The organism is Bradyrhizobium sp., from assembly GCF_030697065.1.
Taxonomy (GTDB): domain Bacteria; phylum Pseudomonadota; class Alphaproteobacteria; order Rhizobiales; family Xanthobacteraceae; genus Bradyrhizobium.
In genome coordinates, this window is sequence record NZ_JAUYQU010000245.1 from 1 (window position 1) to 26,429 (window position 26,429).

Genomic DNA, 26,429 nt, shown 5'->3' on the forward strand with positions numbered 1-26,429 from the left:
CATGTGCTCGACCTGCCGCGCCAGGCTGGTCGAGGGCAGCGCCGAGATGGAGGTCAATTATTCGCTGGAGCCATGGGAGCTCAAGGCAGGATTCATCCTGACCTGCCAGGCGAAGCCGACCTCGGACAGGGTCGTGGTGGACTACGACCACGTTTGAGATTCGAGCACGTCGTTCCGGGATGCGCCGGACGGCGCAGACCCGGAATCCGGAGACGTTCGCCCGAGATTCCGGGTCGCGCTGACCGCGGCCGGAATGACCAAGAAAGGTATCTAAATACCTAAACCCTGTCATTGCATGGGGTTGTTTTCGATATTTTTTGGCGCCTCAGCCTTTCGGCCGCGGCGCGGTGCCCAGAATGGCTTCGATCGACATCCCCAACCCGAGCAATTTGGCATCGCTGCCGACGGGACCGTCGATCTCGATCCCGACCGGCAGGCCGCCCGGCGTCATGCCGGCGAACAGCGACAGGCCCGGGAGGCCGGCATTGCTGCCGGGATCGGTGTTGCGGATCATGGTGTCGAAGACAGGCACCGGCTTGCCGCCATTGATCGACATCTCGCCGGATCCCTTCTCGGCGTCGATGGCGGGCGCCGGCGCGATGGTGGTGGGAAACAGGATGCCGTCCAGATTGTTGTCGCGGAAATAGGCCTGGTAGATGTTCTGCAGCGCGGGGCGCTGCACGGTCATGGCATCCTGGTAGGCGGCGCCGAAAGCGTCGGCGGTGATGGCGCCGAACGCGCCCTTGACGTCGGGGCTGGCGATTTTGGCGGCGATGTCGGCCAGCGTGATGCCCTCGATATCGGACGCCTTGAGGTAAGCCGGGATGTCGGCGATCGGTTCATGCAGCGCGACCGGGAACGACACTTTGGCATTCTGCTCGAACAGTCCGGGCATATCGACGTCGACCAGAACGACGCCGGCCTCCGCGAGTTTGGCACGCGCGGCCTGCGTCACGGCCTCGAGGTCGCGGTCGAGACCGCTCCATAACACCGCAGGAATTCCCAGGCGCTTGCCGCGCAGCGGCGCCGCCGTGGCCATTGCCGTTCCTGTAATGACCGAATCCAGCAGCGCCACGTCGGCGACGGTGCGGCCCATCGGGCCGACGGTGTCGCGGGTATGGCTGATCGGGACCACCATGTTGGTATCGTCGTAACGGCGCTCCGCGCCGCCATTGCCGACCGACGGCCGCAATCCGACGATTCCGCAAAGCGCCGCCGGCACGCGGGTCGATCCGCCGGTGTCGGATCCGAGGCCGCAGCTGACGATGCCGGCGGCGATCGCCGCCGCTGTTCCGCCGGAGGAGCCGCCGGGTATCCGCGTCTTGTCGTAGGGGTTTTTCACCGCGCCCGCGAACGACGACAGGTTGGTGCTGGTGATGCCGAACGCCAGCTCGTGCATGTTGGCCTTGCCGACCATGACCACGCCGGCCTTCAAGAGCTTCTGCAGCGACGGCGCGTTGCTGCGCGGCTGCGCGTTCTGCAGCGCGGGCGTGCCGCCGGATGTCGGCATGTCAGCGGTATTGATGTTGTCCTTGACGACAATGGGCAGGCCCGCGAGCGGCAGCGGACCGCGGCCGCCCTCATCGATCTCCGCCGCCGCCGCCAGCGCCGGATCCCTGTTGACGATGATCAGCGCATTGAGGTCCCTGACCTGCTCGGCGCGGGCGAACGCGGCCCTGGCGACGTCGGTTGCGGTCACTTTCTTGTCCCTGATGGCAGCGACGATCTCGGCGGCGGACATCAGGCCGGGGTTGGCCATGGCGGGACTCACTTGTCCGAGGGATGGGAAGGCCGCACCGGCGGCGACGGCAATCGAGGAGGTCAGGACATCGCGGCGTGAGGGATGGCGGGTCACGGATTTCTCCTGATTGCGGTGTTGAGCCTATTCCTTCGGTCGCTTGTCGTAAACGCGCCGGGCCTTGCCGAGCGAACGCTCCAGCGTTTCCGGCGGCACCGCGCGGATCCGCGCGGTGATCCCGATGGTGTTCTTGATATGGGCGGTGACCCGTTCGGTGTGCTCGACCAGGCCGCTGTCATCCCAGTGTTCCGGCCGCGACTCCGCGATGACCGTCATTTCATCCATCCGCCCCTCGCGGGTCAGTTCGATGATGAAATGGCCGCCGCACCAGGAGGTCGCCAGCAAGACTTCCTCGATCTGGGTCGGGAAAACGTTGACGCCGCGCAGGATGATCATGTCGTCGGAACGGCCGGTCACCTTCTCCATCCGCCGCATCCCCGGCCGCGCCGTTCCCGGCAGCAGGCGGGTCAGGTCGCGGGTGCGGTAGCGAACGATCGGAAACGCCTGCTTGGTCAACGAGGTGAAAACCAGCTCGCCCTTTTCGCCGTCGGGCAGCACGGCGCCGGTCTCTGGGTCGATCACTTCGGGATAGAAATGATCCTCCCAGATATGCAGGCCGTCCTTGGTCTCGATACATTCCTGCGCGACGCCGGGGCCGATCACCTCGGACAGGCCGTAGATATCGGTCGCATCCATGTCGAACGCGGCCTCGATCTCGGCACGCATCGCGTTGGTCCAGGGTTCGGCGCCGAAAATGCCGATCTTCAGGGACGATTTCCTGGGGTCGAGGCCCTGGCGCTTGAATTCGTCCAGGATCGCCAGCATGTAGCTCGGCGTCACCGTGATGATGTCGGGCCTGAAATCGTTGATCAGCTGCACCTGCCGCTCGGTCATGCCGCCGGAAACCGGCACCACGGTGCAACCGAGTTTCTCCGCGCCGTAATGCACACCGAGCCCGCCGGTAAACAGGCCGTAGCCATAGGCGTTGTGGATGATCATGCCGGTGCGACCGCCCGCGGCGCGGATCGAGCGCGCCATCACCTCCGACCACATGTCGATATCGGCCTGGGTGTAGCCCACCACGATCGGTTTGCCGGTGGTGCCCGAGGAGGCGTGGACCCGGACCAGCTTTTCGCGCGGCACTGCGAACATGTCGAACGGATAATTGTCGCGCAGGTCGGTCTTCACTGTGAACGGGAATTGCGCGAGATCGGACAGTTGCCGGAGGTCTCCGGGATGAACGCCGGCCTTGTCGAAGGCTTTCCTGTAATGCGCGACATTGTCGTAGGCATGCGCCAGCGTCCATGCCATGCGCTTGGTCTGCAGTGCGACGATCTCGTCGCGTGACTTCCGCTCGGCCTCGTCCATTTCGGCGCTGTACTCCCTGCTGTCGGATCGAGGGTTGGTCAAGGCCATCGCGTGTTCTCTCTAGCTCGGCTTGATGTCGGCCTCGGTCGGCAGCCAGGCGCCGCCGACGGTGCGGGAATGGCCGCGAAACTCGGCGATCACGACATCATCGACGCTGACGCGCACGTCGTAAATGCCGGAACGCCCGCTGCGGGAAATCTCCCGCGCGGTCGCCACCAGCCGGTCGCCGAGCTTGCCGGGTTTGATGAAGGTGATATCGCATTGCGCCGCCACGGTGCGCTCGTTGCGGGAATTGCAGGCAAAGGCGAAGGTCGAATCCGCCAGCAGGAAGATAAAGCCGCCATGCGCGATGCGCTGCCCGTTGACCATGTGCGGCTGGACGGTCATCGTCAGGGTCGCGCGGCCCGGCCCGACCTCCGAGATCTCCATGCCGAGGCCCTTGCTGGCGTCGTCTTCCCGCCACATCGCGTCCGCACAGGCACGCGCGAGATCGTCAGGCGAGAGCGTGGCCTTGACGTTCACGTGGATCTCCCCGCGGTCAGGACCGGATGCAAGGCGTTCTCCCGTTGCTGCGGGCTTGTTGGAACAAGCCTCTTGAACTAACCGATCAACCGGCTAGTCATGATGCATCACCATGGTGCCAACGATCCCCGCGGGCGTCAAATCGCCGGATAACGCCGCTCAATCGGAAACCCGATGATACCAGCCCCCCCAAGACCGGATGGCCCGCCCGTAACGGTGGAGGCGCTCTGCGTGCGCCTGCCGGCGAAAGCGGACAATCCGGCGGCGCTCGCGCCTGTCGTCGAGCTGCGCCCGCTGACGCGGGGCGCCAACGAACTGCTGGTCGAGGTCAAGGCCGCGGCGGTCAATCCGTCCGACGTGAAAGCCGCCACCGGCCTGATGCCCTACGCGGTATTCCCGCGCACGCCCGGCCGCGACTACGCGGGCTTCGTGATCGACGGCCCGGCCGACTGGATCGGGCGGGAGGTGTTCGGCTCCTCGGGCGACCTCGGGATCCGCCGCGACGGCACCCATGCCACGCATCTGGCAGTGGAAGCCGAAGCGGTGGTGGAGAAGCCGAGGAACATCTCGTGGGAGGAGGCGGCCGGGATCGGCGTCCCCTTCGTCACCGCGATGGAAGGGCTTCGACGCGCCGGCACGCCGAAAAGCAACGAGACGGTGCTGGTGATGGGCGTCAACGGCAAGGTCGGTCAGGCCGCCGTGCAGATCGCCAGTTGGCACGGCGCCCGCGTGATAGGCGTGGTGCGCCGGAGTGAGCTCTATGAGGGTCACGCCAATGGCACGGTCGATGTCATCGACGCCTCGGTGACGGACGTCGCCACGCGCGTCCGCGAAGTAACGGACGGCAAGGGCGCCGACATCGTCTTCAACACCGTCGGCGATCCCTATTTTCAGGCGGCGCATCAATCGCTGGCGTTGCGGGGACGTCAGATCCTGATTGCCGCCATCGAGCGCATCGTGCCGTTCAACATCCTGGAGTTCTACCGCGGCCAGCACACCTATGTCGGCATCGATACGCTGGGACTGTCGTCGATCGCGACAGGGGCGGTGCTCCGCGAGCTTGGTCCGGGTTTCGCCAGCGGACATCTCAGGCCGTTTCCGATCCAGCCGGGTGCGGTCTATCCGCTGGAACAGGCGAAGGCCGCCTTTCTTGCAGTCGCCGGGTCCTCGCGCGACCGCGTCATCCTGCGGCCGGCCTAGCGTCGCCTGATCTCATCGCTTTTTGAGCACCTGCGACGGAAACGAAAGCAATCGCATTTCGATTGAGAGCGAAGGTTTTGTTCTCTCCGTCGCGCGCGGCGCGACAGCTTCATTCTTTGTTCTTGCGTGCCGTGGACGGGCCTATGCGCAGGAAGCTATAGCAGAGCGAATTCTGCAGCTTACTTCAGTCGTGTCGGCCGTTTTGGCCGCGAAGCCCAGGGAAAATCCAGTGGACAACATTGTCGTGGTGAGCGGGCTGCTGATCGGTCTGGCCTATGGCGCAGTCGCTCTGCTGAGCGGCTTCTGCCTGCTTTCCGGGCTGCGCGGCTGGTGGGCCGACGGCGACAGCCGCCTGATCCGGACCTATGCGCTGGCGCTGGGGGTTGCGATCGCAGCCGCGCAGTTGCTCGCCGCCGGCGGCGTCATCGACCTCGGCAAGACGATCTACCTGCAATCGTCGTTTTCCGCGCCGCTGATGTTTTTCGGCGGCCTGCTGTTCGGCTACGGCATGGTGCTCTCGAACGGCTGCGGCTCGCGCGCGCTGGTGCTGCTCGGGCGCGGTAACCTGCGCTCGTTCGTCGTGGTGATCGTGCTCGGCATCGCCGCGCAGATGACATTGAAGGGCCTGATCGCGCCTCCGCGCATCGCGGCGCTGCAGATGACGCAATCCGCGCCGAACGTGATCTCTCTGCCGGCGCTGCTGTCGACCTTCGGCCTCAGCGAGACTTTTGCGCGCATGCTCGCGGCGTCCGCGATCTCGGGGGCCCTGATCATCTTCGCGTTCGCGCATGCGCCGTTCCAGCGCGCCTGGGGCCAGATCGCCGCCGGACTCGCGGTCGGCCTGCTGGTGACCGCCGGCTGGTTCGCCACCGGCTATCTCGGCGCCGACGATTTCGAGCCGGCCGCGGTGACATCGTTGACTTTCATCGCGCCGATCGCCGACAGCGTGCAGTACGTCATGCTGTCGACCGGGCTGACACTGAATTTCGGCATCGCCCTGGTGGCCGGCGTGTTCGGCGGCAGCCTGCTGACGGCGCTGGTCACGGGCCGCTTCCACTGGGAAGGCTTTTCCTCGCCGCGTCACATGCTGCGCTCGATCGGCGGCGCCGCGCTGATGGGGGCGGGCGGTGCGATGGCCTATGGCTGCTCGATCGGGCAGGGCCTCACCGGCCTGTCGACGCTGGCGTTGGCGTCGTTCGTCGCGGTGGGCGGAATATTGCTGGGCACCGCCGCCGGACTGCGCGGCGTGCTGCGGGTCCAGCCGCTGGTGCCGGCGCAGGAGTCACGCCCGCGCGCGTGACGTCGATCGCTCGTCAATCCGCCGCTGATGTGACAATCCGGATCTCCGAATTCAGCGTGCGGTGAACCGGGCACTTGTCGGCGATTTCCATCAGTTTCGTGCGTTGTTCGGCGTCGAGCGTGCCTTCGATGGATATCACGCGCTGGATCTGGTCGAGCATTCCCACCTTGGTTTCGCACTCGGCGCAATCCTCCGCGTGGATCTTGCGGTGGTCGAGCGTCACTGTCACGCGATCCAGCGGCAGCGATTTGCGGTCGGCATACATGCGCATGGTCATCGAGGTGCAGGCGCCGAGGCCGGCGAGCAGATAGTCATAGGGTCCGGGTCCGCTGTCGTCGCCGCCGGCGGCGATCGGCTCGTCTGCCACCAATTGATGCGGTCCGACCGAAACCGTCTGCTGGAATTTTCCGTTGCGGGTTTCGCTGACCACGACCTTTCGCGGCGTGTTGTCCGAAGCAGCGTCTTGCCCGGGCAAAGCGAGATCGACATAGCGTTCCGCCCAGGCGGCGATGACTCCGGCGACATAGGCGGCGTCGCGCTTGCCGGAGAGCAGGTGGTCGGAGCCCGCCAGCGAGACGAAGCTCTTGGGATGTTTGGCGGCCACGAAAATATCCGTGGCGTTGTCGATGCCGACGGTGTCGTCGGTCGGCGACTGCATGATCAGCAACGCCTTGCGCAGTTTGGTCACCTGCGGCATCAGGTTGTGCTCGGCGATATCGTCGAGGAATTCGCGGGTGATGTGGAACGGCCGGCCGGCGAGCTGGACCTGCACCTTGCCGTGCTGGCGGATGTCGTCGATGCGATCCCCAAAGAGATGCGTGACGTGGGCGGGATCGGACGGCGCGGCGATGGTGACGACCGCCTTGGCGTCGGGTATCCGTCCGGCGGCGGCGAGCATCGCCGCGCCGCCGAGGCTGTGGCCGATCAGGATGGCCGGAGCGCCGCGCGTCTCGCGCAGATGGTCGGCGGCCCGCACCAGGTCGGCGACGTTGGAGGAGAAGGTCGAATTGGCGAACTCGCCCTCGCTGGAGCCGAGGCCCGTAAAGTCGAACCGCAGCACCGCGATGCCCTTTGCCGCCAGCGCTACCGCGATGCGTTTGGCGGCCAGCACGTCCTTGCCGCAGGTGAAGCAATGCGCGAACAGCGCATAGGCCAGCGGCGTGCCGTCGGGCAAATCGAGCGCGGCGGCGAGTTGATGGCCTTCCGCGCTGGTGAATTGAAAACGCTCAGTCGGCAAGGGCTCTCTCCATGGTGATGCTGCTCTTCACCTCTCTCAAAGGGAGAGGTGTGGTTGAACGCTCGCAGTCGCTTTAATCCCCTGAATACCGCTCTTCCTTCCAGGGATCGCCGCGGTTGTGATAGCCGCGCACTTCCCAGTAGCCCGGTTTGTCCTCGGCCAGGAATTCGATGCTCTGCAGCCACTTCGCGCTTTTCCAGAAATAGAGATGCGGCACCACGAGCCGCACCGGGCCGCCGTGCTCCTGCTCCAGCGGCGCGCCGGACCAGGAGTGCGCGAGGAGGGCGTCCTCGGCGGCGAAATCTTCCAGCGCGAGGTTGGTGGTGTAGCCGTCATGGGAATGCAGCACCACGAACCGCGCTTCATCCCGCGGCCGGCAGGCGTCGAGCAGGTCGCGGGTCGAAAGCCCCTCCCAAGGATTGTCGTAGCGCGACCACGTCGTCACGCAATGAATGTCGGAGATGAATTTCGTCTGCGGCTGGCTGGTGAACTCGGCAAAGTTCCAGAACAGCGGCTGCTCCACCGCGCCATAGACGTCGAGCCGCCAGCGCTCCCTGGAAATGTCAGGGGTCAGGCCGAGGTCGAGGGTGGGCCAGTCCCGGGTCAGATGCTGTCCCGGCGGCAGGCGCTGCTCGTCGGGTCGGGAGGTCTTGCCGGTGAGGAAGCGACCCTCCTGCGCCCAGCGTTGCTTGCTGCGCGTCAGCTTCGAATCCGGCGGCGGTTCGTTGGGTTCGGTCATGCTGGACCTTCGGTTCCGATCAGTCAGAGCCGAAGGTCTAGCATGGGAACGATGGACGGCGAACGCTTCAGGCGGGTTTGCCGAACAGAATCGGCAACTGCCGCGGGCCGCGTACGGTGCCTTCCGACCAGGTGACCTTGCCGGCCGGATCCAGCCTGAAATCGGGAATGCGCTTCAGCCATTCCTCGATCGCAACGGTCATCTCCATGCGCGCAAGGTTGGAGCCGACGCAGCGGTGAATGCCGAGACCGAAGGCGGCGTGGCGGTTCTCCTTGCGGTCGAGCACGACCTTGTCGGCGTCGGGAAACACGGCGGGGTCGCGGTTGGCGGCGGGGAACGACAGCAGCACCATGTTGCCGGACTTGACCGGGCAGCCGCTGATCACGGTGTCTTTCATCACCTCGCGGGCCATCGTCACCGGTGCATAGGCGCGCAGCAATTCCTCGATCGCCGTCGGCATCAGTTCCGGCTCGGCGATCAGGCGGTCGCGATCGGCGGGGGTTTTCGCCAGGTGCCACAGCGAGGCGCCGATCGCGCTCCAGGTGGTGTCGATGCCGGCGATCAACAGCAGCCGCAGCGAGCCAAGCACGTGTCCGTCGGACAACGGCTGGCCGTTCCTGTCGCGGGCGTTCATCATCGTCGTGATCAGGTCGTCGGTGGGGTTTTGCTTGCGCGCCTCGATATGGCCGGCGAAATAGCCGGTCATCTCCTGGACCGCGCGCATCATGGTGGCGTCGTCCCTGATGCCGAGTTCCAGAATTTCGTGGATCCACTTGATGAAGAGGTCGCTGTCCTTTTCGGGGATGCCGAGCATGTGGGCGATGGCGCGCACCGGGATGTGCTTGGTGTAGCGCGCCGCGGCATCGCATTGGCCGTCCGCGATGAATTCGTCGATCAGTTCGTTGCAGATGGCGCGGACCCGGGGCTCCAGTTTCTTCATGGCGTCGGGCGTGAATGGCGGCAGCAGCAGCTGCTTCGCGGGCTTGTGCTCCGGGGGATCGGATGTGATCGGCGGCGCGGTGTTGACGATCTCGGGCCGGACGTCGCGCACGATAACGCGGCGCGAGGAAAAATGCTCGGTATCGTAGGCGATTTCCTTGACCGCCTGATAGGTGGTCGGCATGTAGCAGCCGAGAAAGCGGTCGGTATGGATCACCGGCGACGCCTCTCGTAGCGTTTCCCAGATCGGAAACGGATTTTCGGTCCACTGCGGGTCGGTGTGGTCGAAATCGTGCACCCAGTCGGTGACCGGAGGATGATCGGACAGCGCGGGGGCGGAATCGGGAATGGCGCGGGCGGGATCGGACATCGGTTGAATTCCTCCGTTTCGTTCGCTTGATCCTTGATGGCGCTTGACGGCGGTCAGCAGTTCAAACGGCGACTGCGTAATTCACGCTTCGGTGACGTCGATCGCGATTTCCGGGCAGTTCGATTTGGCAAGCCAGGCCTTGTCCTCGAGCCCTGCGGGCACCGTGCCGTCACCGGCCTCGTGCGCATTGCCGAATTCGTCGAGATCGAACAGTTCCGGCGCCAGCGCCTTGCAGCGGGCGTGGCCCTGACACTTGTCCTGGTCGACATGTACCTTGAGTTTTCCGGACATCGTCGCTCCTCTGGTCACAGGCAGCCAGGCTGCGTGGATGGCGTTTCCTGGGGTTATTCTCATGCGCGGGCCTTGTTGGCCACGCCTTGAAATTATAGCCTATTACATTCGCGCCGCCCTTGCGGTGTCAAGTGAAAAGTCCGGGATGCCGATGCCGCCTCGATTAGTCCGCAAGCCGATCAACACCTATCACCACGGCGATCTCAGGGACGCGCTGGTTCAGGCCGCCCTTGCCGAAGCCGAACAGGGTGGCCCGGAAGCCATCAACCTCAAGGCGCTGGCGACGCGGCTTGGCGTCTCGCAGCCGGCGCCCTACCGCCATTTTGCCGATCGCGAGGCACTGCTGGAGGCCGTCACCGCGGAAGCCTTCCGCCAGTTCAACGCCATCCTCCGGGAATCGATCGGCAAGCCATCGAAGCAATCGAAGCTGTCGCGGCTGGCGCAGACCACGCTGGATTTCGGCCTTCGACGCAACGGCATCTATCGCCTGATGTTCGCGTCGCGAACGATGGCCTGTTCACCCAAGGGCGGCGAACTGCACAACGCGGCGATGGAAACCTTCGGCCTGCTGCTGGAAGCACTGGAGGCTCCCGCCGTTGGATTCCTGCGCGAGCGGCAGGCCCTGAAAATCTGGGCCGCGCTGCATGGCGTTGTCATGCTGGCCGAGCAGGGCCTGCTCACCGGCCAGGTCGCCCAGATCAGCCGGGAGGAACTGGTCGAGGAAATCGTCGAGCAAAGCAAGCTGGCATTGTCGGTTGCGATCAAGGCGGCTGGTGGCAGCGCGGTAGCTAGTTAGCCGTCATTGCGAGCGAAGCGAAGCAATCCAGCTTTAGCCAAGCAAGCTGGATTGCTTCGTCGCTTCGCTCCTCGCAATGACGGTCTCGAGACCTTACTTACTTCGGCGCCCTCGGATCGATCGGCGTGCTGCCGCTGATTCCCAGAATATCCTCCAGCACCCTGGCTCCGGCGAGCAGCCTTGCCTCGCCGCGCGGGGCGGCCACCATCTGCAGTCCGACCGGCAGCCCGGATTCCGTAAAGCCGCACGGCAGCGACAGCGCCGGGCAGCACACCAGCGTGATCGCATAGACGATGCCGAGCCATTCGACATAGTTGTCGAACTTCTTGCCGGCGCATTCGGCGACGTAGCGGTTCTCGACCGGAAACGGCGATACAATGGTCGCGGGCGTCAGCAGCAGGTCGTAGGTGCCGAAAAACTCCAGCGTGCGTGCGGTCATCGCCACCCGCTGCGCTTCGGCGCGCTCCAGCTGCTCGACGGTCAGCTTGAGGCCTTCCTCGATGTTCCAGATCACCTCGGGCTTGAGCTGGTCGCGCTTTTCGCGCAGCAGCGCCGCCTTGCTCAGCGCGAAATCGAAGGCGCGCAGCACGTGGAAGCATTCATGGGCTTCGCGCAGGTCCGGATGCGCTTCCTCGACGATGGCGCCGGCCTCGGCGAAACGCTGTGCCGCCCTGCGGGTGATGGCGGCCACCTCGGGATCGACCGGGGTGATGCCGAGATCCGGCGAATAGGCAATGCGCTTCGGCTTGTTGCCGGAACGCGCCGCCGACAGGAACGAATTCGGCAGCACGGGCAGCGACAGCGGATCGGCCGGATGCTCGCCGCTCATGGCGTCGAGCAACAACGCGAGATCCTCGACATTGCGGGCCATGGGGCCCTGCACCCCGAGATTGCGGTCGACAGCTGCGGCCACCGTATGCGCGACCCGGCCGATGCTCGGCCGCATGCCGACGACGCCGCAGAAGCTGGCGGGGTTGCGCAGCGAGCCGCCCATGTCGGAGCCGTGGGCGAGCCACGCCATCCCGGTGGCAAGCGCCACGGCGGCGCCGCCGGAGGAGCCCGCCGCGGAGCGCGAAGTATCCCAGGGATTGCGGGTGGCACCAAAGACCTCGTTAAACGTGTTGGCGCCGGCGCCGAATTCCGGCGTGTTGGATTTGGCGTAGATCACCCCGCCATTGCTTTCGAGATGCTCGACCAGGATATCGGAGCGCGCGGGGATATTGTTCCGGTAGATCGGCGAGCCCTGCGTGGTCAGCACGCCGGCGACGCTGGTGAGGTCCTTGATCGGCACCGGCATGCCCGCCAGCAGGCCGCGGCTGCCGACCGGCTTCTTCATCAATTCCCTGGCATGCGCCCGGGCCCGGTCGAAACACAGCGTCGGCAGCGCGTTGACCTTGCCGTCGACCTCGGCGATGCGCCTTTCCAGCACGTCGAGCAGGTCGAGCGGGGTGACTTCGCCCTTGTTGAGTTTGTCGACGATGGCGCACGCCGTCGCTTTTACCAGTCCCTGATCAGCCACTCGGATATCTCCCAATCATTCCGCGTCGAGGTCGCGGATTGTCTAGTGCTGTAAAACATTTTCCGGCAAAGTGGAAATACAGCCGGCTTTGGAGATTCCCGCATGACGACGCCATCAGATACGCCGGACTGGCGCAACATGAGCCAGCAGGAGCGTGACCTCGGCCTCAACAACAGCGTCCAGGTGCCCGCGAGTACCGACATCGTCGCCGGCTGGGACCGGCGTTCGCAGCAGAAGCGGTCGCAACATTCCGAACATCTCGATCTGCGATATGGCCCGCGCGAACGCAACCGGATCGATTTCTTTAAAGCCGGGGAAAAGGCGCCGACGCTCTTCTTTATCCACGGCGGTTATTGGCAAATGCGCGCCAAGGAGACCTTTGCGCTGTTTGCCGAGGGTCCCATGGCGCATGGCATCAATGTCGCGCTGACCGGCTACACGCTGGCGCCGGACGCGACGCTCGATCAGATTGTCGGCGAAATCCATGCCGGGATCGATTTTCTCGTCGGGCAATTGCCCGCGCTCGGCGGCGACGGCCGGGGGGTCGTGGTGGCCGGCTGGTCCGCCGGCGGCCATCTCACCTCGATGGCGCTGTCGAATCCGAACGTGCGAGCGGGGATGGCGATATCGGGGATCTACGATCTCGAGCCGATCCGGCACAGTTATCTCAATGTGAAACTCGGGCTCGACGAGGCGATCTCGCACCGCAACTCACCGATGCTACAGCCGGGCGGCACGCCAAAGCCGCTGTCGCTGGTGGTGGGCGACGCCGAACTGCCGCTGCTGCGCAAGCAGACCGCGGATTTCGCCGGGCACCGCGCCCGCTACGGACTGCCGGTGACGTATGAAGAGATACCGGGCGCCAATCATTTCACCATCATGGACGAGATGGCCTCGCCGACGGGGCGGATCACGACGCTGATCCGGCAGTTGTTCGAGCGGACGGCGGCGGTCTAACGTATCGTCACCCGGGGATGGTTCGAAGGACCAGACCGCAGGTGCGCAATTGCGCACCGGGAAATCCCGAGATTCCGGGTTCGATGCTTCGCATCGCCCCGGAATGACGAATACTACCCCCACCCCGACGTGTACCCGCCATCGACTGTAAAGATCACCCCCGACGTATACCCCGAACGGTCCGAGGCCAGGAACGCCATCAGGTCGCCGATCTCGCGGGCATGAGCGGGGCGGCCCAGCGGCATGCCTTGCTGCAGCTCCCTGTAGCGGTTCTCGTCGCCGAACTGGTTCTTCGCGCGGGTCTTCATCAGCGTGACGTGGCGGTCGGTGCCGACCGGGCCGGGATTGATGCCGACCACGCGGATGTTGTCGGCCATGCTCTTGCCGCCGAGCCCGCGGGTAAACGCCATCAGCGCCGCATTGCCGGCGCTGCCGCAGATGTAATTGGCGTCGAATTTTTCGCCGGCGGCACCGATGTCGTTGACAATGACGCCGTGGCCGCGCGCCTTCATCTGCGCGTAGATGGCGCGGGTGAGGTTGATGTAACCGAACACCTTGAGCTCCCAGGCATGGCGCCAGGTCGCCTCGTCGATCCTGTCGATCGAGCCGCCGGGAATATCGCCGGCATTGTTGACGAGAATGTCGATGTCGGCCGCATCCTTCGCCAGTCTGGCGAGGTCCTGCGGATTGCGCAGGTCCACGGCATGCGCCGTGGCGTCGATCTGATGCGCCGAGCGCAGCCGTTCGGCCAGCGCCTTCAGCGCGTCGCCGCTGCGGGCCGCCAGCATGAGGTGGCAGCCTTCTTCGGCAAAGGCTTCGGCGGCAGCCGCCCCGATGCCCTTCGATGCGCCGGTGATCAGGACGCGCTTGCCGCGCAAATGCAGATCCATGGAATTTCTCTCGAGATGGGGGCGTCGTTCCGGATAGTTAGGCCGCCGCTCCCGAGGCGGTCAACATTGCACTGCAGCGTTGCACCGCGGGCGAGTTTGGTCCATTGCAATCCGGTCCAATCGACGGCGTTACCGGCGCCCCAAAGCATCCCCAAAGGAATCCCCCGATGAGCAACGAAAAAAAGCAATACCGGATCGCGGTCATTCCCGGCGACGGTATCGGCAAGGAAGTGGTGCCGGAAGGGCTGCGCGTGCTGGAGGTGGCTGCGAAAAAGCACGGGGTATCCGTGCATTTCGATCATTTCGATTTCGCCTCCTGGGACTATTACGAAAAGCACGGCGAGATGATGCCGGAGGACTGGAAGGCGAAGATCGGCAAGCACGACGCGATCTATTTCGGCGCGGTCGGCTGGCCGGCCAAGATTCCGGACCACATTTCGCTGTGGGGCTCGCTGATCAAATTCCGCCGCGAGTTCGACCAGTACGTCAATCTGCGTCCGGTGCGGCTGATGCCGGGAGTGCCGTCGCCGCTCGCCAACCGCAAGCCGGGCGATATCGATTTCTGGGTGGTGCGCGAGAACACCGAGGGCGAATATTCCTCCGTCGGCGGCCGCATGTTTCCGGACACGGACCGCGAATTCGTCACCCAGCAGACCGTGATGACCCGGATCGGCGTCGATCGCATTTTGAAGTTCGCGTTCGAGCTGGCGCAGTCGCGGCCGAAGAAGCACCTCACCTCGGCGACCAAATCCAACGGCATCTCCATCACCATGCCGTATTGGGACGAACGCGTGGAGGCGATGGCGAAGAACTTTCCCGGGGTGAAGTGGGACAAGTATCACATCGACATTCTCACCGCGAATTTTGTCCTGCACCCGGACTGGTTCGATGTGGTCGTTGGTTCGAACTTGTTCGGCGACATCCTCTCCGATCTCGGCCCGGCCTGCACCGGGACGATCGGCATCGCGCCGTCGGGCAACATCAATCCGCCCGGCCTGTTTCCGTCGGTGTTCGAACCGGTGCACGGCTCGGCGCCCGACATCGCGGGGCAGGGCATCGCCAACCCGATCGGCATGATCTGGTCCGGCGCGATGATGCTGGAGCATCTCGGCGAGAAGGAAGCGGCGGCATCGATCGTCGCCGCGATCGAGCGCACGCTCGGCGAACGGACGCTGCGCACGCGGGATCTCGGCGGCAATGCCGACACCACGGCTTGCGGCAAGGCCGTGGCCGAGATGGTGGAGTAGAAACCCGTAGGGTGGGCAAAGCGCAGCGTGCCCACCATTGCTGCGACGATCTGGCGATAAATGGTGGGCACGGCACGAAGAGCGCCTTTGCCCACCCTACGATTGCTTCCTTCTCCTCTTGTGGGAGAAGGGAAGAACTACCCCTTCGCAATCCGCCGGCAGTGCTCCAGCGACGCTCCGATCAGGTTCTCGCTGGCCTCGGGCGTGCGGAAGGCCGAATGCGCCGACAGCGTGACATTGCGCAGCCTGGTCAGCGGATGATCTCCGGGCAGCGGCTCGATGTTGAAGACGTCCAGCCCGGCATGTTTTATGTGACCCGATTCCAATGCCGATATCATGGCGTCTTCATCCATGACAGCGGCGCGCGCGGTGTTGACGAGGATCACGCCGGGCTTCATCGCCGCGATGCGTTCGCGCGACAGAAATCCCCGCGTCTCGTCGTTCAGCAGCAGATGCAGCGAGACGACGTGGCTGTCGGCGAGCAGCTTTTCCAGCGGCACGAATTCGACGCCGGGATGGCTCTTCGGCGACCGGTTCCAGGCGATCACGCGCATGCCGCTGCCGCCGGCGATACGGGCGACTTCTGCGGCGATGCCGCCAAACCCGATCAGGCCGAGCGTCTTGCCGGTCAGCTGCATGCCGTCCTCGCGCAGCCAGTTGCCGGCGCGCATCTCGCGGTCCATCTCGGCGATGCCGCGGGCGGACGCCCACATCAGCGCGATGGCGGCTTCGGCGACGGCGGTGTCGCCATAGCCCTTGATCAGATGCACTTCGATGCCCAGTTCGGCGAGTTCCTCGGGATTCATGTAGCTGCGCGCACCGGTGCCGAGAAACACCACATGCTTGAGCCCCTTGCATTTCTTCGCGATGTCGGTCGGCAGCGCGGTGTGGTCGACGATCGCAATCTCGGCGCCGCCGAGCACTTCGGGATACTGCTCCGGCGTGATGTCGGGATCGCGATGGATCCGGACCTCGGGATCATCAGGCCTGGTGAGCCGCTCGAAAATAACCGCCAGCGATTCATTGGCGTCGACAAAAACTCCGCGCACTGAAATTCTCCGTTGTTGGGATGCGATACCGGCGATCAGGATGCGACGCCGGCGATCGCCAGCACGGTATGCATCAGGGCATTGGCGCCGGCGGTGCAGTCGGCCTGTGTGGCGTCTTCAAGCTCGTTGTGGCTGACGCCGTCCTTGCAGGGAACGAAGATCATCGCCGACGGCACCACATTGGCAAGGTTGCAGGCATCGTGGCCGGCGCCGGAGGTGATGCGGCGGTGGCTGTAGCCGAGCGCCCGGGTGGCGTTCTCGACCGCGTCGACCAGCTTCGGATCGAATACGGTGGGCGGCTTCCTCCAGATCGCATCGAAGGCGATTTCGGCCCTGCGCCGAGGCCCGATCTCGGCAATAGCGCTGCGCAAATCCCTGTCGATGGCCTCGAGGGTTTCGGCATCGGGGCTGCGAATATCGACGGTGAAGGCGATCTCGCCGGGAATGACATTGCGCGACGGCGCGGCAATGACGGCTTCGCCGACGGTGCCGACGGCGTTCGGACCATGTTCTCGTGCAATCCGCTCGACTGCCAGCACGACTTCGGCCAGGGTCGCGAGTGCATCGCGGCGCAGCGGCATCGGCGTGGTGCCGGCGTGACTTTCAAAACCGGTGATTTTGCCGTCATACCAGATGATGCCCTGGCCGCGGTCGACCACGCCGATGGTCTTGTTTTCGGCCTCCAGCAAGGGACCCTGCTCGATATGCAGTTCGACGAAGGCGCCGAATTTGCGCGCGCCGACGGCTTCGTCGCCGCGGTAGCCGATGCTGTCGAGCGCCTCGCCGACGCTGACCCCGGCGAGATCCTTGCGGCCGAGAATGTCGTCGGTGGTGTAGTCGCCGGCATAGGCGGCGGAGGCCATCGTCGCGGGCGCGAAGCGTGAACCCTCTTCATTGGTCCAGTTGACGATGCAGATCGGGGTTTCGGTTTCGATCCCGGCGTCGTTGAGGGTGCGCACCACCTCGAGTGCCGCCAGCGTGCCGAGTATGCCGTCGAACTTGCCTCCGGTCGGCTGGGTATCGAGATGCGAGCCGAGGCCGATCGGCGGTTTCGACATATCGCGCCCCTTGCGCAGTCCGAACATCGAACCGAGCGCGTCGACGCGGACCTCGAGGCCGGCTGCTTCGCATGCGTTGCGGAACCAGTCGCGCACCTGCTTGTCCTCGGGGCCGAGCGTCAGCCGCCGCACCCCGCCCTTTGGGGTAGCGCCGAATTTCGCGGTTTCGTGGATGGTGTCCCAGAGGCGGGCGGAGTCGATCTGCAGGTTGGTTGCGCTTTGGGTCATTCAGCCTTCCGGGAAACAGGGGGTGTCTATGGTCGGTGTGCATGGTAGGATTATCTGGCACCACCTGTCGAGGCATGGAGCGCTTGGATGAACGTCGGTCTGACGAAGAAAGAGCAAGACAGCCATAACGAGCCGATCTTGCCCAGCCTGCAGGCACGGCTGGCGTGCCGCGCCGGGATGGCCACGACCACGGCGGGCATCGCCAATGGCTTCGTCCAGGGCAATGTGGCGATCCTCCCGGAAAAGCTCGCAGCCTCGTTTCACCGCTTTTGCCAGCTCAATCCGAAACCGTGTCCGATCATCGGCATGTCCGAAGTCGGCGATCCCCGCATTCCCTCGCTCGGAATCGATCTCGACATCCGCACCGACGTGCCGCGCTACCGGGTCTGGCGCGATGGCGAAGTGGTCGAGGAACCCACCGATATCATGGCGCACTGGCGCGACGATCTGGTCGCGTTCGTGATCGGCTGCTCGTTTTCATTCGAGGAAGCGCTGCTGGCGGACGATCTGCCGATTCGCCACATCGACTGCAACGTGCGGGTGCCGATGTACCGTACCAATATTGCATGCGCGCCGTCCGGGCCGTTCTCCGGTCCGATGGTGGTGTCGATGCGGCCATTCAAGCCGGCCGACGCCATCCGCGCGGTGCAGATCACATCGCGATTCCCGGCGGTTCATGGCGCACCGGTCCATCTGGGCCATCCGCATTCGATCGGGATCGAGGATATCGCGAAACCCGATTATGGTGACCCGGTGCCGGTGGCATCGGATGAAATTCCGGTGTTCTGGGCCTGCGGCGTCACCCCGCAGGCGGTGATCGCAGCCGCCAGGCTGCCGTTTGCGATCACGCATGCGCCGGGCTTGATGCTGGTGACGGATCTCAGGAACAAGCAACTGGCGGTGCTTTAAATCGTCGACGGCGACACTGGTGCTTCTGTCATTCCGGGATGGTCCGAAGGACCAGGCCCGGAATCTCGAGATTCCGGGTTCGATGCTTCGCATCGCCCCGGAATGACGCTTCGTCATTCGTGCCCATGCTCCGGCAACGTCAGCCCGAATGTCTTCGTCAGGTCGGCGATCTGCGCCGGCGTGAGAAAACGCGGGTTCAGCCCGCGCAGCAGCAGATACAGTTTTGCGGCTTCCTCAAGTTCCTCGATCGCGAACACCGCGGCCTCCAGCGTATCGCCCGAGACCACCGGGCCGTGATTGGCGAGCAGCACGGATGAATATTTTCCGGCGAGCCCCTTGATGGCGTCGGCCACGGCCGGATCCCCCGGCCGATAATACGGCACCAGCGCGGTCGCGCCGCATTTCATCAGGTAATAGGCCGTCATCGGCGGCAGCGCGGCGCGCGGATCGATCTCCGGCAGCATCGACAGCGCCACCGAATGGGTGGAATGCAGATGGACCACGGCGCGCGCGGCGCCGCGGGTCTGGTACAGCGCGGTATGCAGCGGCACTTCCTTGGTCGGGGCATCGCCGGACACCAGCCGGCCGTCCGGGTCGAGCCGCGACAGCCGCGCCGGATCGAGCGAGCCGAGCGAGGCATTGGTCGGGGTCACCAGCCAGCCGCCGTCAGCAAGCCTGACGCTGATATTGCCCGAGGAGCCCGGCGTCAGCCCGCGCTCGAACAGCGAGCGGCCGAGCCGGCAGATTTCCTCGCGCGAGGTCGTTTCGGTCATGGCCCTGTCCTGCCGGCTTCCTCTCTGCCGCTTGTCTCATGCTTTGGCAGCACGGCCAAGCCGTGATACCCAAAGGCCAAGCCGCCTGCGAAATGCGGCGCTGACAAATCACGGGGAGCGTTCATGCCTGAATCCGTACCGCAAAAGCCGCGTATCGCCGTCATCGGGCTGGGCTCGATGGGGTTCGGCATGGCTACCTCGCTGCGGCGCGCGGGTTTTGATGTCACCGGCTGCGATGTCTCCGACGACGCGGTGGCGAGGTTCGTGGCCGAGGGGGGCGGTGGCGCCAGGACGCCGGCACAGGCCGCCGGCGGCGCCGACATCGTCGTCAGCGTGGTCGTCAACGCCGCGCAGACCGAGACCATCCTGTTCGGCAAGGACGGCGTCGCCGAAACCCTCGCGGACGGCGCGGTGTTCGTCTCCTCCGCCACCATGGATCCGGACGTAGCGCGGCGGCTGGCCAAGCAGCTGGAGGCGACCGGCCGGCACTATCTGGACGCGCCGATCTCCGGCGGCGCGCAGCGCGCGGCGCAGGGCGAACTCACCATCCTGGCCTCGGGGAGCCCCGCCGCTTTCACAAAAGCAAGGCCGGCGCTCGATGCGATGGCTGCCAAGCTCTACGAACTCGGCGATGCGGCAGGGCAGGGCGCCGCGTTCAAGATGATCAACCAGCTGCTCGCCGGCGTCCATATCGCCGCCGCCTCGGAAGCGATCGCCTTTGCAGCGAAACAAGGACTCGATATCCGGAAAGTCTATGAGGTGATCACGGCGTCCGCCGGCAATTCATGGATGTTCGAGAACCGCATCCCGCATGTGCTCGACGGCGATTACGCCCCGCGCAGCGCGGTGGACATATTCGTAAAGGACCTCGGCATCATCCAGGACATGGCGCGGACGGCGAAGTTTCCGGTGCCGGTGTCGGCCGCGGCGCTGCAGATGTTCCTGATGACATCGGCCTCCGGCATGGGCCGCGACGACGACGCCTCGGTGGCGCGGATGTATGCCCGTGTCACCGGCACGCAGCTTCCCGGCGAGCCCGGGCAGAGTTCAGTCAAGTAGAGTTCAACGAGCAAGAGGACATCGGATGCCCCGCTTCGCCGCCAATCTCTCCATGATGTTCACCGACGTCCCGTTTCTCGACCGCTTCGAGGCGGCGGCGAAAGCGGGCTTTTCCGCCGTCGAGTTCCTGTTTCCCTATGACCATCCGGCTGACGAGGTCGGCAGGCGGCTAACGGCCAATGGCCTGACCCAGGCGCTGTTCAACCTGCCGCCGGGCAATTGGGACGCCGGCGAAAAGGGCTTTGCCGCGCTGCCCGCGCGCTTCGACGATCTCAAGCGAAGCCTGGAAACCGCGCTGCCTTACGCCAAAGCGACCGGCGTCAAGCGGCTGCATCTGATGGCGGGCATCGCCGACCGGGCCGATCGGCTGGCGCTCGAGGCGTTCTACAAATCGGTGGCCTGGACCGCGGAGTTTTTCGCGCCGCATGGCCTCGATGTGGTGATCGAGCCGATCAACCCGCGCAACGTACCCGGTTACTTCCTCAATGATTTCAGCTTCGCGCGCGACCTGATCAATGAGCTGAAAATTCCCAATCTGAAACTGCAGTTCGATATCTATCACTGCCAGATCATCCATGGCGACGTCACCATGCGGCTGCGCGAGATGATGCCCATGACAGGCCATGTCCAGATCGCCAGCATACCCTCCCGCAACGAGCCGGATGGCGAGGAGTTGAACTACCCGTTCCTGTTCGCCGAGCTCGACCGGCTCGGCTACCGGGGATTTGTCGGCTGCGAATACAACCCGCGCGGCAAGACGACAGACGGCCTCGGCTGGTTCAAGCCCTATGCCGGAGCGAAATCGTGACGCATGCCGGAAAAATAATCCTTGGCTGCATCGCCGACGACTACACCGGCGCTTCCGATCTCGCCAATACGCTGACCCGTTGCGGGCTTCGCACGGTGCAGACCATCGGCGTGCCCGCAGACGACCTCGCTCTGCCCGAGGTCGATGCTGTGGTGGTGTCGCTGAAAAGCCGGTCGATCGAGGCCGGCCTTGCAGTGTCGCGCTCGCGATCGGCGGAAAAATGGCTGCGCGGCCACGGCGCCGGCCATGTGCTGTTCAAGATCTGCTCGACCTTCGATTCCACCGACGCCGGCAATATCGGGCCTGTGATGGACGCGCTGCGCGCCGATTCCGGCGACGCGATCGTGCTGGTGACGCCGGCCTTTCCCGCGACCGGCCGCACCGTCTATATGGGCCACCTGTTCGTGGGCTCCGTGCCGCTCCATGAAAGCCCGTTGAAGGACCATCCGCTCAACCCGATGCACGATTCCAATCTGGTGCGGGTGCTGGCACGGCAGGGCCGGACCAAAATCGGACTGGTCGGCCTCGCCGGCGTCGCGGGCGGACCGGATGCGGTTCGCGCCCGGCTTGCCGATCTCTCCGGCCAGGGATTTGGCGCCGCCATCGTCGATGCCGCCTTCGACCGCGATCTGGAAACCATCGGCGCGGTGGCGCTGGACCATCGGCTCTCGGTCGGCGCATCCGGCATCGGGCTCGGGCTCGCCCGCGCGCTGGTGGCCTCGGGAAAAGTCCAGTCGAGCGCGCCTGAAGCCGCCGCCGATACGGCGGTCGGCGGATCGGCGGCGTGCCTGGCCGGCAGTTGTTCGCAAGCGACGCTGCAGCAGATCGCCCACGCGGAAGCCGTGATGCCGGTGCTGCACCTCGATCCGGATCGGATCATCGCCGGCACGGAGGAGGTGCGGCGAGCGCTCGCCTGGGCCCAGGAACGGCTCGGCGCAGGCCCGGTCCTGATCGCCAGCAGTTCGTCACCGGATCAGGTTTCAGCCCTGCAGTTGCGGCATGGTCGCGATGCCGTCGGGCATGCCATCGAGCAGGCCATGGCGGATATTGCGGAAGGGCTGGTCGGGTCAGGGGTGCGGAGACTGGTGGTTGCCGGTGGCGAGACCTCAGGCGCTGTGGTCGACCGCCTCGGCATTCCAGGTTTTCTGGTCGGCGCGGAAATCGCTGCGGGCGTGCCGGTTCTGCGCGCGGTCGGCGCGGCCGATGGCGAGATGCTGCTGGCCCTGAAATCCGGCAATTTCGGCGGCCCGAAGTTCTTCTCCGATGCGCTCGGGCTGATGCGCTAGATCAGTCGCGCTTCACCTGCTGGTTGCATAAAATTTGTTTGCTGCCGTGCGGTCAAAATTAACGGGGGGACAAGACCTCTGGGTGTCTGATGCGGGCGCCTCGCGTTGCCGACTTGCCAAGCGCGACAAACTGGAAGCGCCAACGCGCTCAGCACAAGAGACCGCCCTTCATGATCAAGTTCAATCGTATCGGAAACAAGCTGGGTCTTGCCGGCGTCGTCGGCGTGTTGCTGGCGGTCGGACTTGTCGCCAATCAGCTGGCGACGGAATCCACGGTGGCTGCCGCGAATGATCGCACCGATCGACTGCAGCGGGTGGCTGAAAGCACGCTCGCGGCCCATCTCAACATGCGCCAGGTGCAACTCGCTGCCCGTGGCATCAGGCTGGCACGGACCCCGGCCGACATCGACACGGCCGTCGCCGAGATGCGTCAGTTCGGCGCGATCGAAGCCAGGGAAATCGATGCCGCCCTGGCGACCGCCCGGATGGCCGAAACCAGGGACCGTCTGCAGAAAATCAAGGCCCTGATGGCCAGCTACAGCGCAGGTATCGAGGAACTTGCGAAGGCGCAACGCGATCTGCTCGCGCAGATCGACAAGCGAACGGAGATCTCGGTGGAATGGGCCAAGGCCATCGCGGCACAGCAGGCTTCGCCCGCGCTGGCCAAGCTGGATAACCGGGTCGAGATCGGAAAGCTGCTGCTTCAGGCCGACATCAAGGTGAACGCGCTGCAAGCCATGGTGTGGCGGCTGGGCGCGACCGGCGATGCAAGCCTGATCGGCGCCATTGCGAAGACCCAGACCGCGCTCAGGAATAATTTCAACGAGTTGCGGGGCGAGGCCGACGACAGGGATTTGCTGGTCGTGATCAGCTCGCTGGACAAGATCGTGAAGCGCTTCCTGGCCGCCAATGACGAGGCCGTCAAGATCGAGGAACTGAAATCCGATATCGTCAAGAATCGCACGACGAATATCGTCAGGGAGGCCGGCGAACTGATGGAAGTCGCGGTTTCCAGCGCGCAAACCAGCATGAAGGCCTCGAAGGAACAGGTTGCGGCGGCCATCGCGCAGGCCAACCGGATCAGCATGATCGTGGCGATCGTGGTGGTGATCGCGCTGATCGCGTCGGTGATATTCTCCTTCCTCGGCGTGGCGCGTCCCATGACCCGGCTGAACGGCGCGCTGGGCGAAATGGCCGGCGGCAATCTCGATATCGCCATTCCCGGCGCCGATCGCGGCGACGAGATCGGCGACCTCGCCAAGACCGTCACCGTCATTCGCCAGAATGCCGAGCAGAAGGCCCGCGACGAAGCAGAATCCAAGATCACGCAGGATCAGGTCGCAGCCAGGCTGCGCAAGGCCGAGATGATCAAGCTCGCCGACGATTTCGAAGGCGCGGTCGGCGAGATCGTCGAGACCGTCTCCTCTTCGTCGACGCAGCTCGAGGCTTCCGCCGGCACGCTGACCGCGACCGCGGAACGCGCGCAGGAACTCACCGTCATGGTGGCGGCGGCTTCCGAAGAGGCCTCTACCAATGTGCAGTCGGTGGCGTCGGCGACCGAGGAGATGGCGTCGTCGGTCAACGAGATCAGCCGTCAGGTGCAGGAATCGGCCCGGATGGCCAACGAGGCAGTCGGCCAGGCCCGCATCACCAACGAGCGCGTCAGCGAACTGTCGAGGGCCGCTGCCCGGATCGGCGACGTGGTCGAGTTGATCAATACCATCGCCGGGCAGACCAACTTGCTGGCGCTCAATGCCACAATCGAGGCGGCCCGCGCCGGCAATGCCGGCCGCGGCTTCGCGGTCGTGGCCTCCGAGGTGAAGGCGCTGGCCGAGCAGACCGCGAAAGCGACCGGTGAAATCGGCCAGCAGATCAACGGCATCCAGGCGGCGACCCAGGAGTCGGTGAACGCGATCAAGGAAATCAGCAGCACCATCGAAAAACTGTCCGAGATCTCGTCGACCATCGCGGCGGCGGTGGAAGAGCAGGGTGCCGCGACCCAGGAGATCTCCCGCAACGTGCAGCAGGCGGCGCACGGCACCCAGCAGGTCTCGTCCAACATCAGCGACGTGCAGCGCGGCGCCAGCGAGACCGGCTCGGCCTCGTCCCAGGTGCTGTCCGCGGCGCAGTCGCTGTCCGGCGACTCCAGCCGCCTCAAGCTAGAAGTCGGCAAGTTCCTGAGCTCGGTGAGGGCGGCGTAACGGCCCCACGACCTTGATCCCGGTGGGAGGCTTAAGCAGGCGAAGGGAATCCAGCCGGGGGTCCCGTATTGCTACTGCATCCGAAGTTAACCTTGTCGTAGAGCGCCGGGCCTATCGCATCGGTTGCCCGCGCGATCTGTGATCTCCCAGTTGGCGATGACGAGTTCCCGCGTTGCGACTTGAACTCGCTGCGCTCCATGCAGCTGGCAAGCCCAGCCCATGGAGCGTTCGAAATGTCCTGGCTCAACAACATAAAAATCGCCCTGAAGGTCGGTCTGATTGTCGTACTGATGGCAATTGTGACGATTGGAACCGCGATGTTTGCCACCAAACAAATGAGGGCGATGGACGACGCCAACACCGACATGGTGACGCGTATCGACAAATCCACCACCATGACGGTTCGCGCCGCCCGTCGCGCCGACAATTATGTTGCCTCCGCATTTCAGCTGGCGGCCGAGACTACTGAAGCGGGCAATGTGAAATATCGCGAGCAAGCCGCCGCCAACGAGACCCAATACAAATCCCGCATGGCGCAGGTCCTGAAAGACATGCCTGAAAAGGCCTCGGTCATCGAGCCGGTTCTGTCCAGCTTTCAGAAGGCATTTGCAACATGCAATCCGGTGATCGAAGCCGCTTCAAGGACCACGTCCAGCGACGACGCTCAAAAAGCCGCCGCGCGTCTCAAGGTCGAATGTGTTCCGCTCATCGAAAGCGCGCTTGCCGCGCAAACCAGGTTGGTTGACGGGCTTATCGCCGATGCCACCAAGATGGCCGATCAGATGACGGTGGATGCCAATTCGTCGATTCGCTCGATGTTCGTCGCATCCGGCGTCGGCCTGCTGGCCGGACTCGCCATGGCGCTGTTTATCGGGATCAAGGGCCTCGCGCGACCTATCCGGGATTTGCTGGAAGCCATGGCGGCGCTGGCCCGCAATGATTTGAGGGCGATCGTTCCCGGCATCGCACGTCGAGACGAAGTCGGCGACATGGCCCGCAACGTCGAAGTCTTCAAAACCAACGCGATCGAAGTCGAGCGCTTGAAGGCGCAGTTGGTGGTAAGTGAACAGCAGGCTGCCATCAGTCAGAAGGCGGCAATGAAGAAGCTTGCCGACGATTTCGAAGGCGCGGTCGGCGAGATCATCGAAACCGTCTCTTCAGCTTCCACGGAGCTCGAAGCCTCGGCCGGCACACTGACCGCTACCGCTGTTCGCTCGCAGGAACTGACTACGGCGGTTGCCGCCGCTTCCGAGGAAGCCTCCACCAACGTTCAGTCGGTGGCGTCCGCCACCGAGGAAATGGCGTCCTCCGTCAACGAGATCAGCCGTCAGGTACAGGAGTCCGCACGGATTGCCGGCGATGCGGTGGAACAGGCGCGCAAGACCAACGACCGCGTCAGCGAGTTGTCGAAGGCGGCAGCGCGAATCGGCGACGTCGTCGAACTCATCAACACCATCGCCGGGCAGACCAATTTGCTGGCGCTGAACGCCACCATCGAGGCGGCGCGGGCCGGCGAGGCCGGTCGCGGTTTTGCGGTTGTGGCCTCCGAGGTCAAGGCCCTGGCGGAGCAGACCGCGAGGGCGACCGGCGAGATCGGTCAGCAGATCACTGGCATCCAGGCCGCGACCCAGGAGTCGGTCACGGCCATCAAGGAGATCAGCGGTACCATCGAAAAGCTGTCGGAGATCTAATCGACCATCGCGGCCGCGGTGGAAGAGCAGGGAGCCGCGACGCAGGAAATTTCCCGGAACGTGCAGCAGGCCGCCCAGGGCACGCAGGAGGTGTCTTCGAACATCGCCAACGTGCAGCGCGGCGCCAGCGAGACCGGCTCGGCCTCTTCGCAGGTGCTCTCGGCGGCGCAGTCGCTGTCCGGCGACTCCAACCG

At 64.7% G+C, this 26,429-nt stretch carries 23 protein-coding genes and 1 pseudogene; 12 read left to right on the forward strand and 12 right to left on the reverse strand.

Going from position 1 to position 26,429, the window contains the following annotated elements:
* Nucleotides 1–157, forward strand: a 157-nt coding sequence (locus Q8R73_RS19220; protein WP_305721153.1) for a 2Fe-2S iron-sulfur cluster-binding protein, incomplete at its 5' end; no start/stop codon positions are given.
* Nucleotides 158–325: 168 nt separating this feature from the next.
* Here the strand turns inward: Q8R73_RS19220 and iaaH are convergent.
* The 3 genes from iaaH to paaI are packed head-to-tail and all read right to left on the reverse strand — an operon-like array spanning nucleotide 326 to nucleotide 3,688.
* Entirely contained in the window at nucleotides 326–1,855 is a 1,530-nt protein-coding gene (gene iaaH / locus Q8R73_RS19225) for an indoleacetamide hydrolase (protein WP_305721132.1), read from the reverse strand.
* Between the two features lie 27 nt (nucleotides 1,856–1,882).
* Nucleotides 1,883–3,214, reverse strand: coding sequence for a phenylacetate--CoA ligase PaaK (gene paaK, locus Q8R73_RS19230; RefSeq protein ID WP_305721133.1), 1,332 nt, complete (start codon nucleotides 3,212–3,214; stop codon nucleotides 1,883–1,885).
* Between the two features lie 12 nt (nucleotides 3,215–3,226).
* Nucleotides 3,227–3,688, reverse strand: a complete 462-nt coding sequence (paaI, locus tag Q8R73_RS19235; RefSeq protein WP_305721134.1) for a hydroxyphenylacetyl-CoA thioesterase PaaI — start codon at nucleotides 3,686–3,688, stop codon at nucleotides 3,227–3,229.
* Between the two features lie 174 nt (nucleotides 3,689–3,862).
* Between paaI and Q8R73_RS19240 the strand changes: the two genes are divergently transcribed.
* The gene (locus Q8R73_RS19240; protein WP_305721135.1) at nucleotides 3,863–4,888 is read left to right on the forward strand and encodes a zinc-binding alcohol dehydrogenase family protein; all 1,026 of its coding nucleotides are present in this window, start codon (nucleotides 3,863–3,865) and stop codon (nucleotides 4,886–4,888) included.
* 229 nt (nucleotides 4,889–5,117) lie between these two features.
* The gene (locus tag Q8R73_RS19245; RefSeq protein WP_305721136.1) at nucleotides 5,118–6,188 is read left to right on the forward strand and encodes a YeeE/YedE family protein; all 1,071 of its coding nucleotides are present in this window, start codon (nucleotides 5,118–5,120) and stop codon (nucleotides 6,186–6,188) included.
* 13 nt (nucleotides 6,189–6,201) lie between these two features.
* Here Q8R73_RS19245 and Q8R73_RS19250 read toward each other — a convergent pair whose 3' ends face one another.
* The 4 genes from Q8R73_RS19250 to Q8R73_RS19265 form a co-directional block, all read right to left on the reverse strand.
* The gene (locus tag Q8R73_RS19250; protein ID WP_305721137.1) at nucleotides 6,202–7,425 is read right to left on the reverse strand and encodes a bifunctional alpha/beta hydrolase/OsmC family protein; all 1,224 of its coding nucleotides are present in this window, start codon (nucleotides 7,423–7,425) and stop codon (nucleotides 6,202–6,204) included.
* A gap of 73 nt (nucleotides 7,426–7,498) precedes the next feature.
* Entirely contained in the window at nucleotides 7,499–8,164 is a 666-nt protein-coding gene (locus Q8R73_RS19255) for a sulfite oxidase-like oxidoreductase (RefSeq protein ID WP_305721138.1), read from the reverse strand.
* A 67-nt stretch (nucleotides 8,165–8,231) separates the two neighbouring features.
* Nucleotides 8,232–9,473, reverse strand: coding sequence for a cytochrome P450 (locus Q8R73_RS19260; RefSeq protein ID WP_305721139.1), 1,242 nt, complete (start codon nucleotides 9,471–9,473; stop codon nucleotides 8,232–8,234).
* An 81-nt stretch (nucleotides 9,474–9,554) separates the two neighbouring features.
* Nucleotides 9,555–9,764 (reverse strand): ferredoxin, encoded by a 210-nt coding sequence (locus Q8R73_RS19265; protein WP_305721140.1) that lies wholly within the window; start codon nucleotides 9,762–9,764, stop codon nucleotides 9,555–9,557.
* 151 nt (nucleotides 9,765–9,915) lie between these two features.
* On the opposite strand from Q8R73_RS19265, the gene Q8R73_RS19270 reads away from it, so the two are divergent.
* Nucleotides 9,916–10,560, forward strand: a complete 645-nt coding sequence (locus tag Q8R73_RS19270; RefSeq protein WP_305721141.1) for a TetR/AcrR family transcriptional regulator — start codon at nucleotides 9,916–9,918, stop codon at nucleotides 10,558–10,560.
* 97 nt (nucleotides 10,561–10,657) lie between these two features.
* Here Q8R73_RS19270 and Q8R73_RS19275 read toward each other — a convergent pair whose 3' ends face one another.
* Nucleotides 10,658–12,079 (reverse strand): amidase, encoded by a 1,422-nt coding sequence (locus Q8R73_RS19275; protein WP_305721142.1) that lies wholly within the window; start codon nucleotides 12,077–12,079, stop codon nucleotides 10,658–10,660.
* A 102-nt stretch (nucleotides 12,080–12,181) separates the two neighbouring features.
* On the opposite strand from Q8R73_RS19275, the gene Q8R73_RS19280 reads away from it, so the two are divergent.
* On the forward strand, nucleotides 12,182–13,036 hold the full coding sequence (locus Q8R73_RS19280; RefSeq protein ID WP_305721143.1) for an alpha/beta hydrolase: 855 nt from the start codon (nucleotides 12,182–12,184) through the stop codon (nucleotides 13,034–13,036).
* A 113-nt stretch (nucleotides 13,037–13,149) separates the two neighbouring features.
* Here Q8R73_RS19280 and Q8R73_RS19285 read toward each other — a convergent pair whose 3' ends face one another.
* Complete coding sequence (locus Q8R73_RS19285; RefSeq protein WP_305721144.1) at nucleotides 13,150–13,926, reverse strand: SDR family oxidoreductase; 777 nt, start codon at nucleotides 13,924–13,926, stop codon at nucleotides 13,150–13,152.
* A gap of 167 nt (nucleotides 13,927–14,093) precedes the next feature.
* On the opposite strand from Q8R73_RS19285, the gene Q8R73_RS19290 reads away from it, so the two are divergent.
* Complete coding sequence (locus Q8R73_RS19290; protein WP_305721145.1) at nucleotides 14,094–15,173, forward strand: tartrate dehydrogenase; 1,080 nt, start codon at nucleotides 14,094–14,096, stop codon at nucleotides 15,171–15,173.
* A gap of 137 nt (nucleotides 15,174–15,310) precedes the next feature.
* On the opposite strand, the gene Q8R73_RS19295 is transcribed toward Q8R73_RS19290, so the two are convergent.
* Nucleotides 15,311–16,222 carry an NAD(P)-dependent oxidoreductase gene (locus Q8R73_RS19295; RefSeq protein WP_305721146.1) on the reverse strand — a complete coding sequence of 304 codons (912 nt, stop codon included), beginning with the start codon at nucleotides 16,220–16,222 and terminating at the stop codon, nucleotides 15,311–15,313.
* Between the two features lie 35 nt (nucleotides 16,223–16,257).
* On the reverse strand, nucleotides 16,258–17,508 hold the full coding sequence (locus Q8R73_RS19300; protein WP_305721147.1) for a Zn-dependent hydrolase: 1,251 nt from the start codon (nucleotides 17,506–17,508) through the stop codon (nucleotides 16,258–16,260).
* A gap of 87 nt (nucleotides 17,509–17,595) precedes the next feature.
* Between Q8R73_RS19300 and Q8R73_RS19305 the strand changes: the two genes are divergently transcribed.
* Nucleotides 17,596–18,417 (forward strand): putative hydro-lyase, encoded by an 822-nt coding sequence (locus tag Q8R73_RS19305; RefSeq protein ID WP_305721148.1) that lies wholly within the window; start codon nucleotides 17,596–17,598, stop codon nucleotides 18,415–18,417.
* Nucleotides 18,418–18,530: 113 nt separating this feature from the next.
* Here the strand turns inward: Q8R73_RS19305 and Q8R73_RS19310 are convergent, their stop codons facing one another.
* The gene (locus tag Q8R73_RS19310; protein WP_305721149.1) at nucleotides 18,531–19,190 is read right to left on the reverse strand and encodes an aldolase; all 660 of its coding nucleotides are present in this window, start codon (nucleotides 19,188–19,190) and stop codon (nucleotides 18,531–18,533) included.
* A 123-nt stretch (nucleotides 19,191–19,313) separates the two neighbouring features.
* Here Q8R73_RS19310 and ltnD point away from each other — a divergent pair, with 123 nt between their 5' ends.
* The 5 genes and pseudogenes from ltnD to Q8R73_RS19335 all read left to right on the forward strand — a co-directional run.
* The gene (gene ltnD / locus Q8R73_RS19315) at nucleotides 19,314–20,249 is read left to right on the forward strand and encodes an L-threonate dehydrogenase (protein ID WP_305721150.1); all 936 of its coding nucleotides are present in this window, start codon (nucleotides 19,314–19,316) and stop codon (nucleotides 20,247–20,249) included.
* A gap of 25 nt (nucleotides 20,250–20,274) precedes the next feature.
* Nucleotides 20,275–21,057 (forward strand): 2-oxo-tetronate isomerase, encoded by a 783-nt coding sequence (otnI, locus tag Q8R73_RS19320; protein WP_305721151.1) that lies wholly within the window; start codon nucleotides 20,275–20,277, stop codon nucleotides 21,055–21,057.
* The gene (gene otnK, locus Q8R73_RS19325; protein WP_305721152.1) at nucleotides 21,054–22,343 is read left to right on the forward strand and encodes a 3-oxo-tetronate kinase; all 1,290 of its coding nucleotides are present in this window, start codon (nucleotides 21,054–21,056) and stop codon (nucleotides 22,341–22,343) included. The genes otnI and otnK overlap by 4 nt, the downstream gene beginning before the upstream one ends.
* A gap of 173 nt (nucleotides 22,344–22,516) precedes the next feature.
* Nucleotides 22,517–24,544 (forward strand): methyl-accepting chemotaxis protein, encoded by a 2,028-nt coding sequence (locus tag Q8R73_RS19330; protein ID WP_305721154.1) that lies wholly within the window; start codon nucleotides 22,517–22,519, stop codon nucleotides 24,542–24,544.
* 233 nt (nucleotides 24,545–24,777) lie between these two features.
* Nucleotides 24,778–26,429, forward strand: a pseudogene (locus tag Q8R73_RS19335) (methyl-accepting chemotaxis protein); the annotation flags it as partial.

Excerpts from the sequence above, each read along its gene's own strand:
- otnI (WP_305721151.1), top strand. The coding sequence starts at position 20,275 with ATGCCCCGCTTCGCCGCCAATCTCTCCATGATGTTCACCGACGTCCCG.
- Q8R73_RS19310 (WP_305721149.1), bottom strand. The coding sequence starts at position 19,190 with ATGACCGAAACGACCTCGCGCGAGGAAATCTGCCGGCTCGGCCGCTCG.
- Q8R73_RS19305 (WP_305721148.1), top strand. The coding sequence starts at position 17,596 with ATGAACGTCGGTCTGACGAAGAAAGAGCAAGACAGCCATAACGAGCCG.
- Q8R73_RS19290 (WP_305721145.1), top strand. The coding sequence starts at position 14,094 with ATGAGCAACGAAAAAAAGCAATACCGGATCGCGGTCATTCCCGGCGAC.
- Q8R73_RS19240 (WP_305721135.1), top strand. The coding sequence starts at position 3,863 with ATGATACCAGCCCCCCCAAGACCGGATGGCCCGCCCGTAACGGTGGAG.
- Q8R73_RS19270 (WP_305721141.1), top strand. The coding sequence starts at position 9,916 with ATGCCGCCTCGATTAGTCCGCAAGCCGATCAACACCTATCACCACGGC.
- ltnD (WP_305721150.1), top strand. The coding sequence starts at position 19,314 with ATGCCTGAATCCGTACCGCAAAAGCCGCGTATCGCCGTCATCGGGCTG.
- Q8R73_RS19300 (WP_305721147.1), bottom strand. The coding sequence starts at position 17,508 with ATGACCCAAAGCGCAACCAACCTGCAGATCGACTCCGCCCGCCTCTGG.
- Q8R73_RS19285 (WP_305721144.1), bottom strand. The coding sequence starts at position 13,926 with ATGGATCTGCATTTGCGCGGCAAGCGCGTCCTGATCACCGGCGCATCG.
- paaK (WP_305721133.1), bottom strand. The coding sequence starts at position 3,214 with ATGGCCTTGACCAACCCTCGATCCGACAGCAGGGAGTACAGCGCCGAA.
- Q8R73_RS19280 (WP_305721143.1), top strand. The coding sequence starts at position 12,182 with ATGACGACGCCATCAGATACGCCGGACTGGCGCAACATGAGCCAGCAG.
- Q8R73_RS19255 (WP_305721138.1), bottom strand. The coding sequence starts at position 8,164 with ATGACCGAACCCAACGAACCGCCGCCGGATTCGAAGCTGACGCGCAGC.
- Q8R73_RS19260 (WP_305721139.1), bottom strand. The coding sequence starts at position 9,473 with ATGTCCGATCCCGCCCGCGCCATTCCCGATTCCGCCCCCGCGCTGTCC.
- Q8R73_RS19265 (WP_305721140.1), bottom strand. The coding sequence starts at position 9,764 with ATGTCCGGAAAACTCAAGGTACATGTCGACCAGGACAAGTGTCAGGGC.